This window comes from Arthrobacter sp. ASL1 (assembly GCF_056680475.1).
The window spans coordinates 2954384-2966601 of sequence record NZ_CM155284.1 but is presented as its reverse complement, the minus strand read 5'-3'; the positions used below and the strand labels follow the sequence as shown (position 1 = coordinate 2966601).

The 12218-nt window shown below is 66.4% G+C and carries 11 protein-coding genes; 6 read left to right on the top strand and 5 right to left on the bottom strand.

The annotated features are described in order from the left end of the window. Window positions 1-6 precede the first annotated feature (6 nt). Window positions 7-993 carry a DUF2332 domain-containing protein gene (locus AC1MEQ_RS14020; protein ID WP_479791584.1) on the top strand — a complete coding sequence of 329 codons (987 nt, stop codon included), beginning with the start codon at window positions 7-9 and terminating at the stop codon, window positions 991-993. A 19-nt stretch (window positions 994-1012) separates the two neighbouring features. Here the strand turns inward: AC1MEQ_RS14020 and AC1MEQ_RS14015 are convergent, their stop codons facing one another. Next, window positions 1013-2200, bottom strand: a complete 1188-nt coding sequence (locus AC1MEQ_RS14015; RefSeq protein ID WP_479791583.1) for a MarP family serine protease — start codon at window positions 2198-2200, stop codon at window positions 1013-1015. A gap of 205 nt (window positions 2201-2405) precedes the next feature. Between AC1MEQ_RS14015 and AC1MEQ_RS14010 the strand changes: the two genes are divergently transcribed. Beyond that, on the top strand, window positions 2406-3083 hold the full coding sequence (locus AC1MEQ_RS14010) for a Crp/Fnr family transcriptional regulator (protein ID WP_343900293.1): 678 nt from the start codon (window positions 2406-2408) through the stop codon (window positions 3081-3083). A 114-nt stretch (window positions 3084-3197) separates the two neighbouring features. On the opposite strand, the gene AC1MEQ_RS14005 is transcribed toward AC1MEQ_RS14010, so the two are convergent. The 3 genes from AC1MEQ_RS14005 to sp36 all read right to left on the bottom strand — a co-directional run bounded on the left by AC1MEQ_RS14005 (window position 3198) and on the right by sp36 (window position 4840). Continuing rightward, window positions 3198-4103 carry an NUDIX hydrolase gene (locus tag AC1MEQ_RS14005; protein WP_479791582.1) on the bottom strand — a complete coding sequence of 302 codons (906 nt, stop codon included), beginning with the start codon at window positions 4101-4103 and terminating at the stop codon, window positions 3198-3200. 82 nt (window positions 4104-4185) lie between these two features. Beyond that, window positions 4186-4722 (bottom strand): RidA family protein, encoded by a 537-nt coding sequence (locus AC1MEQ_RS14000; RefSeq protein ID WP_479791581.1) that lies wholly within the window; start codon window positions 4720-4722, stop codon window positions 4186-4188. Continuing rightward, window positions 4685-4840 carry a Sp36 family protein gene (sp36, locus tag AC1MEQ_RS13995; protein ID WP_479791580.1) on the bottom strand — a complete coding sequence of 52 codons (156 nt, stop codon included), beginning with the start codon at window positions 4838-4840 and terminating at the stop codon, window positions 4685-4687. The genes AC1MEQ_RS14000 and sp36 overlap by 38 nt, the downstream gene beginning before the upstream one ends. 37 nt (window positions 4841-4877) lie before the next feature. On the opposite strand from sp36, the gene AC1MEQ_RS13990 reads away from it, so the two are divergent. The 4 genes from AC1MEQ_RS13990 to AC1MEQ_RS13975 all read left to right on the top strand — a co-directional run bounded on the left by AC1MEQ_RS13990 (window position 4878) and on the right by AC1MEQ_RS13975 (window position 11785). Continuing rightward, window positions 4878-7052, top strand: a complete 2175-nt coding sequence (locus tag AC1MEQ_RS13990; RefSeq protein WP_479791579.1) for a transglycosylase domain-containing protein — start codon at window positions 4878-4880, stop codon at window positions 7050-7052. Window positions 7053-7081: 29 nt separating this feature from the next. Next, entirely contained in the window at window positions 7082-8035 is a 954-nt protein-coding gene (locus AC1MEQ_RS13985; RefSeq protein WP_479791578.1) for a metallophosphoesterase, read from the top strand. A 97-nt stretch (window positions 8036-8132) separates the two neighbouring features. Beyond that, on the top strand, window positions 8133-9980 hold the full coding sequence (locus AC1MEQ_RS13980; RefSeq protein ID WP_479791577.1) for an ABC transporter ATP-binding protein: 1848 nt from the start codon (window positions 8133-8135) through the stop codon (window positions 9978-9980). After that, window positions 9977-11785, top strand: a complete 1809-nt coding sequence (locus AC1MEQ_RS13975) for an ABC transporter ATP-binding protein (RefSeq protein WP_479791576.1) — start codon at window positions 9977-9979, stop codon at window positions 11783-11785. The genes AC1MEQ_RS13980 and AC1MEQ_RS13975 overlap by 4 nt, the downstream gene beginning before the upstream one ends. 109 nt (window positions 11786-11894) lie before the next feature. On the opposite strand, the gene AC1MEQ_RS13970 is transcribed toward AC1MEQ_RS13975, so the two are convergent. Then, window positions 11895-12128: a hypothetical protein gene (locus AC1MEQ_RS13970; protein ID WP_479791575.1), complete on the bottom strand. Its 234-nt coding sequence runs from the start codon at window positions 12126-12128 to the stop codon at window positions 11895-11897. Window positions 12129-12218 lie beyond the last annotated feature (90 nt).

Sequence of the window (12218 nt, the reverse complement as noted above, 5' to 3'; positions counted from 1 at the left end):
GCACCCATGGTCCAGGGCAGCCACGACGCGCCGACCCACACCGCGGCCACCTACGACCAGTACGCCCGCACCTGGTTCGCCGGCCACTCGGCGGTCTATGCCGGGTGGGCCTCCCACGTCGCGGCCACCCCGGTGCTGGCCTCCCTCATCGCCACCCTGCCGGCGGCCAAACGCCAACCGAACCTGGTCTTCGCCGCCAGCCGGTTCCTGGGCTGCCCCGACGCGGACGCCGTTACCTGGGACGCCTTCCTGCGCGGCCACTGGCCCGAGATCCGCGCCGTGGTCCTGGGCCACCGCACGCAGACCAACGAACCGCGCCGCTGCGCCACCCTGCTGCCCGCCCTCGGGCTCATCGCGGCCGACACCGGCAAACCGTTGGCCCTGGTCGAGGTCGGTCCCTCCGCGGGGCTCTGCCTGCTGCCGGACCGCTACTCCTATGAGTACGACGGCGGCATCCGCCTCGGGGAGGGGACTCCCCTGCTGCGCTGTACCACCACGGGGAATCCACCGCTGCCAGAGGTGCTGCCCACGGTGGCCTCGCGGACGGGGGTCGATGTGAACCCGTTGGACGGAACGGATCCGGAGACGGTGCGTTGGCTCGAGGCGCTGGTCTGGCCGGGCCAGAACGAGCGCCTGGCCACGCTGCGCACCGCCCTGGCCACACTGGCCGGCATGGGGCCGGCCCGTCCCCACCTCGTCACCGGGGACCTGAACGAGCGGGTCGCCGACCTCGTCGCCGCGGTCCCGCCCACGCACACCGCGGTGGTCTTCCATTCGGCGGTGTTGGCCTACCTGGCACCCGACGAGCGGGCCCGCTTCGCCGCGACGATGGCCACGCTGGACTGCCGGTGGATCTCCAACGAGAACTTCTTCCTCGATGATTCCGGCGCGACGGTCGCCTCCGGACAGGGCGACCGTTTCACCCTCACCCTGGACGGGCGGCCGGTGGCCTACACCGGCCAGCACGGGGCCACGTTGGACTGGATCCGCTGACGGTTGCCGGCCGCGGGCCTCAGTGGGCGGAGCAGGCCCCGGTGGAGACCGTGTCGGTGTAGCCGGAGGCGTGCTCGACGACGGGCCCGACCTCCTTGAGCGAAAGCGCGTACCCGACGCGGGTGTCGCCCTTGGCCTTGGCGAAGACGACACCCACCAGCTTGCCGGCGTCGTCCAGCAATGGGCCTCCCGAATTGCCCTGCTGGACGTCGGCTCCGAGCTGGTAGATCTGCAGTGGCGAGGCGTCTGCTCCGTAGATGTTCTGCACGGAGACGGTGCGCAGCGACTGCACCACGGCGCCCTTGGCCTGGAACGGGCCGCCGGCGGGGTAGCCCATGAACGTGGCCCGGTCCCCGGTGGAGAGGTCCTGGCCCAACGGGACCGCCTTCAGGCCCAGGCCGTCAACGGCGAGCACCGCCAAGTCGTGGGAGGCGTCGAAGTGCACCACGCGGGCCGGCAGCGCCCGGCCATCGCGGGTGTTCACGACCGGTTCGGAGATACCGGCCACGACGTGGGCGTTGGTCACGACGCGGTCCTGGGCCGCGACGAAGCCGCTGCCGGTCTGGTTCACCCCGCAGGCGAACGCGGTCCCGGTGATCTTGACCACGGATGCCGAACGGCTCTGCGTGGCCTCGCTGGCTGGTCCCTGCTGCGTTGGCGCTGCCTCCGGTACGGGGGCGAACGGTTCGATGATGTCGGGAATGCTCTGGCCCATGACCACCGAGCGGGCCTTGGCCATCGCGCTCGAGACCGGGTCCGGGGTGGCGTTGCGGATCGCGGAAATGACCTGGGACGAGGCGATCTGCTGGGAGAGGAAGGGCAGGCCCATGGTCGCGGCCGAGAAGGCGATCGCCGAGATCACCAGGGCCGCCACGAGGACGTTCACGATCCCGCCCAGCAACCGGTCGAAGGTCTTGATGACCGGGAAGTTCAGCATCATGCGGATGCGGTTGCCGATCGCCACGCCGATGGAGTGGCCCAGGACGACCAGGACGACGGCGGTGGCGATGACCCAGAAAACACGCCACCCGGCGCTGGAGACCCAGCTGGAGACGAAGGGGATGGCGTAGAAGCCGGCCACGCCACCGGCGATGAGCCCCGCCACGCCGCCCAAGGTGACGAAGAACCCCTTGCGCAGCCCGGAAACCAGGAACGCAACGAACGACAACACCAGCAGGATGTCGAGCCAGCCGAACCCGAAAATCACCAAAAACTCCAACCCGTTGCATCGAACCGCGGCGGGGAACCGGCGTATCCCGGGCACCCACACCGCTCGTTCAGTCTACGGGCACGCCCGGGTCGACTTTTGGTGCTGAGGGCTGAAAACGTGCCACTATCGTTGTGGAAGGTGTCACATCGTCTCTGACTACGGCACAATAAGACCAGCGCCAACACACTTGACAGGAGAATTCATGGACATCGAGGTACTGCGCCGGGCACCACTGTTTACGACGCTCAGCGACGAAGTGTTCTCGGCCTTGACCGAGGAACTGACCGAAGTCGATCTGTCGCGCGGGGCATCCGTGTTCCGCGAAGGCGACCAGGGAGACCAGCTCTACTTCATCGTCTCGGGCAAGATCAAGCTCGGACGCACGGCTCCCGACGGCCGCGAGAACCTCCTGGCCGTCCTCGGTCCGGGCGAGCTCTTCGGCGAAATGGCGTTGTTCGACCCGAGCCCGCGCAACGCCACCGCCACCGCGGTGTCCGAGACGCGTCTGGCCGGCCTGCGCCACGAGAACCTGCGCAAGGTCCTCAAGACCTCCCCCGAGGTCTCCGTGCAGCTGTTGCAGGCCCTGGCCCGCCGCCTGCGCCGTACCAACGAGTCGTTGGCCGACCTGGTCTTCTCCGACGTCCCCGGTCGCGTGGCCAAGGCCCTGCTCGACCTCGCCGACCGTTTCGGCCGCCCGGCGACCGACGGCGTCCTGGTCGCCCACGAGCTCACGCAGGAGGAACTGGCCCAGCTGGTCGGCGCCTCCCGCGAGACCGTGAACAAGGCACTGGCGGAGTTCGTACAGCGCGGCTGGTTGCGCCTGGAAGCGCGAGCCGTCGTCATCCTGGATATCCAGCGTCTGCGCCAGCGCTCCCGCTAGGCCCTTTTTCGCCGCGCCGGGCACCCGACGCCAAACGACCCCCGCACTCCGGGTTCCGCCATTTCGACGGACCACCGGGGACGGGGGTCGTTTTCTGCTGCCGACGGCCGCCGGTCAGCGTCCGCGGGCGGCGGCGCCTCCCTCGGAGGCCGTGCTGATGCTCACGTCGAGATAGTAGACACCGTCCACGGCCACCAGTTTGGGGTGGTAGGACTTCACCGGGCGACGGTGGGAGAGGTAGGCGACACACCCACGGGTGGTCGCGATCTTCTCGAGGATGAACTCGACGGCCGGCGTGGTGATCCGGCTCAGGTCCAGCCCGCGGGTGTCGTCCTGCCCGACTTCGTCACCCAACACCGTGCGGGTGCGGTCCTCGAGGACCGCGGATGCGGATTTCCACCCGGCCCACACGCCCTTGCCGCGCAGGAGGGATGCCTCCTGCTGCGGGGGCAGGGCGGCAGCGAAATAGCGGGTGTCGAAACGCCGGTGGGCGAAATCCGGGCTGATCCAGTGCGATAGCGGCCGTAGCAGGTCGGTGCGCAGCCCCAGGCCGCGTTTGGCCAGCATCGCCGTGAAACCGACATCCTGGCCGGCCACGGCCTCGCGGACCTGCATCCATTCCTCGGTCATGCAGTTCTCGACGATGGAGAGCTCATCGGCTCCGGCCAGGAGGATCCCTGTCTCCTCGAACAACTCGCGCACGGCGCAGACGATGTGGCTGCGGGCGATGCGGTGGTCCAAGACTCCGAGTCGTTCGGCCCACCAGCCAACGGAGGGGCCGAACCAGCCCGTGAGGTCCTCGTCCTCAGCCTCGAAGCTGCCTCCCGGGAAGGCGACCGTGCCGAGTGGCGAGCCGCCGGGGCGGTACCCCAAATACGTCTGGACCCCCTGCGGGGAGTCCCTGAGCAACACGACGGATGAGGCCTTGCGCGCTGCCCGGGGGGCCCGGGTGCCAAACGTGGTCCAGCTTTCCGCCGCCCCGGCTTGGGACGGCGGAAGCGGGAAAAGGCGTCGCAACATGCCGGTGCGGGGCAGGTCGGCCCCTTCGGGACGGGGACCTCCCCCGCTGCCCGAGACGCCTCCGACGCACGGGCGGGGTGAATCAGCTGAATTCGGCAATCAGTTCAACTTCCACCGCGGCGTCCAGCGGCAGGGCCGCGACCCCGACGGCCGATCGGGCGTGGATGCCCGCGTCGCCGAAGACGGTGCCCAGGAGCTCGGACGCACCGTTCACCACTCCGGGCTGGCCCGTGAAGGACGGATCGGAGGAGACGAATCCCACGACCTTCACGATCCGGGTGACACGATCCAGGTCGCCGACCATCGATTTCACGACGGCCAGCGCATTGAGCACGGCGATGGCCGCCTGGTCCTTGGCCACATCGGCGTCCACCTGGGCGCCGACCTTGCCGGTGACTGTGAGTTCGCCATTAATGAACGGCAGCTGCCCCGAGGTGTACACGAGGTTCCCGGTGATCACTGCAGGAACATAGGCGGCGACGGGTTTGGCCACCTGCGGCAGCGTCAACCCGAGGTCGGCCAAGCGCTGCTCAACGGCTGATGAAGGCTGGTTTTCCACGATTTTTGGGGGTCCTTTCCGACTACTGCTTGGGACGCTTGAGATAGGCCACCGGGGCATTTCCCTCGGGCCCGGGGATGACGGTGACGAGCTCCCAGCCATCGTCGCCCCACTGGTCCAGGATCTGCTTCGTGGCATGGATTATGAGCGGTAAAGTTGCGTACTCCCATTTCGTCATACCGGATACGTTAGCCGTTCCAGCTAAAGTGGTGGGCATGGCGTCTCGAAAGTCCCCCTTCTTTAACACGGCAACCACCCTCGGCAAGATCGTGGCCTTCTTCGGGGTCAGCGCGCTCTGCGGCGTCCTGGCCGCGGGAATGCTGATCCCTGCCGCCTCCGTCGCCGGCTCCTCAGCCGCCATCGGGATGGATTTCTTCGATGCGCTGCCGGCGGAGTTGAAACAGGCACCGCTCTCCCAGCCATCCAAGATCGTGGCCAAGGATGGAACCCAGCTGGCCACCTTCTACGCGGAGAACCGGACACCCGTCCCGATCGACAAGATCTCCCAGAACATGCAGGACGCCATCGTCTCCATCGAGGACGCACGCTTCTACGAGCACAACGGCGTGGACCTGCGCGGCATTGCCCGCGCCGCGGCCCACAACCTCACCAGTTCCTCGCAACAGGGCGCCTCGACGCTGACCCAGCAGTACGTCAACAACGTGCTCATCAACGCCGCGTTCCTCAAGGGTGCGGACAAGTCCGACATCACCTATTCGGGCACCAAGAACATGGCCGACAAGCTGCGCGAGGCGAAGCTGGCGATCTCCGTTGAGAAGGAATTCACCAAGAAGGAGATCCTGCAGGGATACCTGAACCTCGTGTTGTTCTCCGGGACCACCTACGGTGTCGAGGCTGCAGCGGAACGCTATTTCTCGGTCCATGCCAAGGACCTGAACATCCCGCAGTCGGCCATGCTCGCCGGCATGGTCCAGCGCCCAAACACCTTCGACCCGATCAAGAATCCGGAGCTGACGCTCAACCGGCGCAACACCGTTTTGGCGGCCATGCTCAACACGGATTCGATCACCCAGGCCGAATACGACAAGGCCGTGAAGACGAAACTGGACCTGAATCCCAAGCAATTGAAGTCCGGGTGCGTGGCTGCCGACCAAGCGAACTACTTCTGCGACTATGTGGCCCAGCTGATCCTGCAGGATCCTGCCTACGGCAAGACCAAGGCCGACCGGGAGAACCTGCTCTACCGCGGCGGGCTGACGATCAAGACCACGCTTGATCCGCGCCTGCAGAAGGAAGCCGAGAAGCAGACGCCGAAGATCATCCCAGCGGGGGACTCCTCGAACATGGGCGCGGCCATCGTCACCATCGAACCGGGTACGGGAAACATCCTGGCCATGGCGCAGAACAAGAAGTACGGCGCGGTCCCCGATGACAAGTCCTACACGACGTACAACTTCAACGTGGGCCGGAGCATGGGCGGGACCAACGGGTTCCAGGGCGGCTCGACGATGAAGCCCTACACTGCCATCGCCTGGCTGGAGGATGGCCGCAAGATGTCCGACGTGGTGGACGCCAGTCGGGACAACTATCCCGCGTCGTTCCATTGGAAGGCCTCATGCACGCCGAAGGGCTATGTCACCGTAGACGGCGGCTACCCCGTAGGTAACTTCTCCAAGGGATACAAGAAACGCATGACCGTCGACTACGGGCTCTACTGGTCCATCAACACCGCGACGGTCAAAGAGGCTTCCGAGCTGGACCTGTGCAAGATCGCCGACGTCACCAAACGAGTCGGGCTGTTGGATGCCTCGACCGGCAAACCGATCACCGGGGCAAATCCCTCGTTCGTCATCGGTTCGATGCCGATTACACCCATGGCACAGGCCACCGCCTTCGCGACCTTCGCCAACAAGGGCAAGTATTGCGAGAACCGGGCACTGGAATCAGTGACCGACGCCGCCGGAAATTCCTACAAGGTCCCCGGCATCTCCTGCGAACAGGTCATCGAACCGGGCGTCATCGACAGCCTCAACGGGACCCTGAAGAGGATCGCCGGCAAGCGCGTGGCCAAGGGCTCCATCAGTCAGGATATCGCCGGAAAAACCGGCACTAACAACTCGGCCTCCTCTACCTGGTTCGTCGGCTACACCACGGGCATGGCCACCGCCGCCTGGACCGGCCGTTTCGACGGCAACGCGAAGATCGCGGGAGAACTGATCAATGGCCAACGCTATGAAAACCCCGACTCCTCCACTTTGGCATCACCGCTGTGGATGAACTACATGAAGAACGTCATCGACTACTACCCCGCCGAGAGCCTGGGCAAGGAACCGAAGAAGTCCTCGGACTCGGGTAATTCCAATTCCGGCGACACGTCGGGGAATGATTCAACGAACGACAACGGCAATAATGGGGACAACGGACAGTAACGGAACCACCTAAGGAGAGCACCGCGCCCATGGCCGCGACTCGGGAATTCATGCAGACCATCAAGCGCGCCGCCCCCTTGGTAGGGGTCGGTGCGGGAGCCGTCGCGGCGCTCGGTGGCGTCGCGTTCGGCTACGGCATGATGGAGCGCAACGCGTTCACCATCCGCCATGAGACGATCCCGATCCTGCCCCCGGGCTACGACGACATGAGAGTGCTCCACCTGTCGGACATCCACATGGTCCCGGGGCAGGAGGCCAAGAAGCGCTGGCTGGAATCCCTGGCCGATCTGCGCCCGGATCTGGTCGTCAACACCGGCGACAACCTGAGCCACCGGCAGGCCGTCCCGGAGCTGCTCGAGGCCCTGCGTCCCCTGATGGGCTTTCCCGGCGTTTTCGTGCCCGGCTCGAATTGCTATTACGCCCCGACTCTCAAGAACCCGTTGCGCTACCTCACCGGCCGCCGGGGGAAGTCCAAAGACCTTGCCCAACGCGAGCTGCCCTGGCGTGACATGCATGCCGGTTTCGGTGCCGCGGGTTGGGTCAACCTGACCAACCGCGCGATTTCCCGGACCTACCACGGACTGAGGCTGGACTTCTCCGGCGTGGACGATCCGCACCTGCACCTGGACCAGTTCGCCGGCTGGCCGGCCGGCTCCTCCACCGGGCAGGACGCCCCACACCTGCGGATCGGGGTGGCGCACGCGCCGTACCAGCGGGTGTTGGACCAGTTCACCGGAACCGGTGCCGACCTCATCTTTGCCGGGCACACGCACGGTGGGCAGATCTGCATTCCCGGGTACGGCGCACTCGTCAGCAACTGCGACCTGCCCACCTGGCGCGCCCGCGGCCTGACCAATTGGGAACATGCCGGCAGGATCGCACCGCTGCAGGTCTCCGCCGGTATCGGCACCTCGCGGTTCGCCCCCGTCCGCATCGCCTGCCCGCCCGAGGCTGTCGTCGTCACCCTCACCACCCGGCGCTGACGCAGGGCACCACGGGGCGATTGGTGGATCCCAACCGCTAGCTGTACCCTATGTTTTGATTGCTTCAGGCAAACACAACAGAATGAGGACACCCTCCGTGGTGCAACACCAAAGCAGCCAGATCGATCCCGGCGCACCCGCGTCGTTCCGTCAAACCATCGCGAGACTGGGACCGCAGGTCCGCCCGTTCGCTCCCCGCCTCATCGCGGGTTTCCTCTGCGCCCTCGGCGCCGGCGTGGTCGCCCTCACGATCCCCCAGGTCCTGCGCACGATGGTGAATTCGGTCCTCCACATCGGCGGCTCGACGACCGATGTATGGATCAGTGCCGCCATCGTCGCACTGCTGGGCCTGGCCGAGGCGGTGCTGGTGTTCTTCCGGCGCATCTTCGTCATCACCCCCGCGGCCCGCATCGAAACCGACCTGCGGATCCGGCTGTACCGCCACCTGCAGCGGCTGCCGGTCGCCTTCCACGACAAGTGGGGTTCAGGGCAGCTGCTGTCCCGTTCGATGGCCGACTTGGGCCTGGTCCGACGCTGGTTGGCCTTCGGCTCGATCATGCTCGTCGTTTCCACGGTGACCGTCGTGGTCGGTCTGTGGTTCATGTTCACCAGCAGCTGGCTGTTGGGGCTGATCTATCTCGTCGGAGCGGTGCCGATCACCATCCGGGCCTTCTACTTCCGCAACGTCTTCCGCGCCGCCAGCCGGCTCAGCCAGGACCAGGCCGGTGACCTGGCGACCAACGTCGAGGAGTCCGTGCACGGCATTCGGGTCATCAAGGCCTTCGGGCGCGACGGCCAGGCCCTGGAGGGGTTCGGTGTCCGCGCGCGGCAACTGCGCGATACCGAGATCAAGAAGGCACGCTCCCTGTCCGGGTTCCTCATGCTGGTGGTCTCGGTTCCCGAAATCACCCTGGGGGTCGGCCTGATCGTCGGCGTATGGCTCACCGCCCGCGGGGAACTGACCGTGGGCGACCTGGTGGCGTTCTTCGCCACCGCTGCCGTATTGGCCGGCCCCGTGGAAGGCATCGGCATGCTGCTCGGCATGACCTTGACGACGAAAACGGCTTTGGACCGGCACTTCGACGTCATGGACACCGAGAACACCATCGACTCCCCCACGACCCCGGAATCGCCTGCACGACCGGAGGGGCGCTTGAGCCTACGCGACGTGTCCTTTGCCTTCCCCGACACCCGCCCCGGGTCGCCTCCCGTTTTGGCCGGCGTCGACCTCGAGGTCGAACCCGGAGAGACCATGGCACTGGTCGGCGTCACCGGAAGCGGCAAGTCCACCCTGCTGCAGCTGGTTCCCCGCCTCTACGACGTCACCGGTGGAGCCGTGGTCATCGACGGCATCGACATCCGCCGCCTCGACCTCGAGGTCCTGCGGAGTACCGTTTCGGTGGCCTTCGAGGACACCACCCTGTTCTCCTCGTCCATCGCCGACAACGTCCTGCTCGGGGCCAACCTGCCGCCCGGCCAGGATCCCGGGGAGGCCCTGGCCCAAGCGCTCGACGTGGCCCAGGCAGGGTTCGCCTATGACCTCGACGACGGCGTGGATACGGTCATCGGCGAAGAAGGGCTCTCGCTCTCCGGCGGACAGCGCCAGCGCATCGCCCTGGCCCGTGCCATCGCCGCCAGGCCCCGGGTCCTGGTCCTGGACGATCCGCTCTCGGCCTTGGACGTGCGAACCGAGGAGGCGGTGACCGAGCGCCTGCGTTCGGTCCTGGCGGGGACGACGACGTTGCTGGTGGCACACCGCCCCTCGACCGTCATGCTCGCCGATCGGGTCGCCCTGCTGCGCGCGGGTCGCATCGACGATGTCGGAACCCACACCGAGCTGCTCGCCCGCAACACCCACTACCGGCACGTCATCGCCAGCTTGGACGAACCCCCGACAGTGGAGGACGTCCTTCAAACCGATTCCGGGCAGGGGAGCCAAGCATGAGCGACACACGCGGCGTCGGCAACGAGGACCAGATCCTGCTCAACCGCGAGGACCGGACCCGCGTCAGGGCCCGCTCGTGGAACCTGCTCGGGCAACTCGCTTCCCCGTTGAAACCCATGCTGGCCCTGACCGTCGTGCTGGTGGTCATCTCCAATCTGGCCCGCGCGTCGTTCCCGGTCATCATCGCCTGGGCCATCGATTGGGCCCTGCCCCAACTCGTGGGCGGCAATGCGGCGCCCTTCACGATCACCGGCACCGCCTACCTGGTCTCAGCCGTTTTGGCCGGCGTCCTGCTGGGTTGGTACAACCTCTGCACGGCCAAGGTCAGCCAGGCGATGTTGTTGACCTTGCGCATGCGGGTCTTCCGCCACACCCAGCTGCTCAGCCTGGAGTTCCACGAAAAGTACACCTCCGGCCGGATCATCTCCCGGCAAACCTCCGATCTGGAGACCCTCCGCGAACTGCTGGACCAGGGCATATCTCAACTGGTCTCCGGCATCGTCTTCATCATCTTCACCGCGGCCAGCATCTTCCTCATGGACTGGCGTTCGGGGCTGGTGGTGCTGTGCGCCGCCGTCCCCATCTCCATCATCTTCCGCTGGTACCAGAAGCGCTCGGAAACCGTCTTCCGCGAATCACGGGTGGTGTCGGCGCGGTTGATCACCTCCTTCGTCGAGACCATGACGGGTATCCGCGCGGTCAAGGCGTTCCGGCGGGAGCGGGACAACGACACCACATACGGCTCCGTGGCCCATGACTACCGCGACAACTCCATCCGCTCCATCAACCTCTTCGGTGTCCTGCAGCCGTCGCTGGTGTTGATCGGCAACATGACCGTCGCCGCCTTGCTGCTGTTCGGTGGGTTCCGGGTCCTGGACGACACCCTGGAGGTCGGCATCCTCGTGGCCCTGCTGCTGGCCGGTAAGCGCGTTTTCCAGCCGGTGGACCAGATCGCCATGTTCTACAGCTCGCTCCAGGCCGCCACCGCGGCCTTGGAAAAGGTCTCCGGGCTGCTCGAGGAGGAGCCCACGGTGGTCGAGCCAAGCCAGCCGGTTCCCCTGGAGCGTCCCGCGGGGCACATACAGTTCCGCGACGCGGTGTTCGGATATGGAGAAGGCCCGGTCGTCATGGACCGATTCGACCTGGACATCCCCGCCGGCCAGACCATCGCCGTCGTCGGCCAGACCGGGGCGGGGAAATCGACGCTGGCCAAGCTGATTGCCCGGTTCTACGACCTCTCGCAAGGATCCCTTGCGCTGGACGGCGTTGAGCTGCGGGATCTGGCCAACGAGGACCTGCGCCGCGCGGTGGTCATGGTGACCCAGGAGGCGTTCCTGTTCTCCGGAAGCGTCGCGGAGAACATCGCCTTGGGCAAACCGGGGGCCTCCCCCGATGAGATCGTCCTGGCAGCCCGTGCCGTCGGGGCCGACGAGTTCATCCGGTCCTTGCCGGACGGCTACGACACGGACGTGAACAAGCGAGGCGGCCGGGTCTCCGCCGGCCAACGCCAATTGATCTCCTTCGCCCGGGCCTTCCTGGCCGATCCTGCGGTGCTCATCCTGGACGAGGCCACCTCGTCCCTGGACATCCCCAGCGAGCGGCTGGTCCAGCGTGGCCTGCAGACGCTCCTCGGACAGCGCACGGCGTTGATCATCGCGCATCGGCTCTCGACGGTGGAGATCGCCGACCGCGTGCTGGTCGTGCATGATGGCCGGATCGTCGAGGACGGCAGCCCGGCCGACTTGAAGGAGGCCGGCGGACGGTTCGCCGCCCTGCATGCGGCCTGGCAGCAGAGCCTGACCTGACGACCCCGGTTGGAAACACGCCGGCCCGGACCCCGCGTTGCGGGATCCGGGCCGGTGTTTCGTCAGGACATCGCCGGCTATCGGCGATGTCCTGACGACAGGTTCTTGCCTAGTGGGGCCATTCGCCGACGTTGACGGACGAGTGCGGCCAATCGCCCACGTTGACGGACGAGTGCGGCCAGTCACCCACGTTGATCGTCGAATGGGGCCAATCGCCTACGGCGACCGAGGAATGGGGCCAGTCCCCAACTGCGGGCGTGGCATGCGGCCAATCGCCGACAGCAAGCACCGCGCCGGCGGCCAGGGCGGCCGTGGCCGCAAGAGCTGCAACAAGCTTCTTCAATGTTTTCTCCTTGAGTGGTCGCCGTGGGTCATGCGGGTATCGCGTCAGTGAGTGGCGCATCACTTAACATTCATTGTAAATTGGACGGAA

Coding starts and splice junctions, on each gene's coding strand:
- AC1MEQ_RS14020 (WP_479791584.1), top strand. CDS start 7: ATGGTCCAGGGCAGCCACGACGCGCCGACCCACACCGCGGCCACCTAC.
- AC1MEQ_RS14010 (WP_343900293.1), top strand. CDS start 2,406: ATGGACATCGAGGTACTGCGCCGGGCACCACTGTTTACGACGCTCAGC.
- AC1MEQ_RS14005 (WP_479791582.1), bottom strand. CDS start 4,103: ATGTTGCGACGCCTTTTCCCGCTTCCGCCGTCCCAAGCCGGGGCGGCG.
- AC1MEQ_RS14000 (WP_479791581.1), bottom strand. CDS start 4,722: ATGCCCCGGTGGCCTATCTCAAGCGTCCCAAGCAGTAGTCGGAAAGGA.
- sp36 (WP_479791580.1), bottom strand. CDS start 4,840: ATGACGAAATGGGAGTACGCAACTTTACCGCTCATAATCCATGCCACG.
- AC1MEQ_RS13990 (WP_479791579.1), top strand. CDS start 4,878: ATGGCGTCTCGAAAGTCCCCCTTCTTTAACACGGCAACCACCCTCGGC.
- AC1MEQ_RS13985 (WP_479791578.1), top strand. CDS start 7,082: ATGGCCGCGACTCGGGAATTCATGCAGACCATCAAGCGCGCCGCCCCC.
- AC1MEQ_RS13975 (WP_479791576.1), top strand. CDS start 9,977: ATGAGCGACACACGCGGCGTCGGCAACGAGGACCAGATCCTGCTCAAC.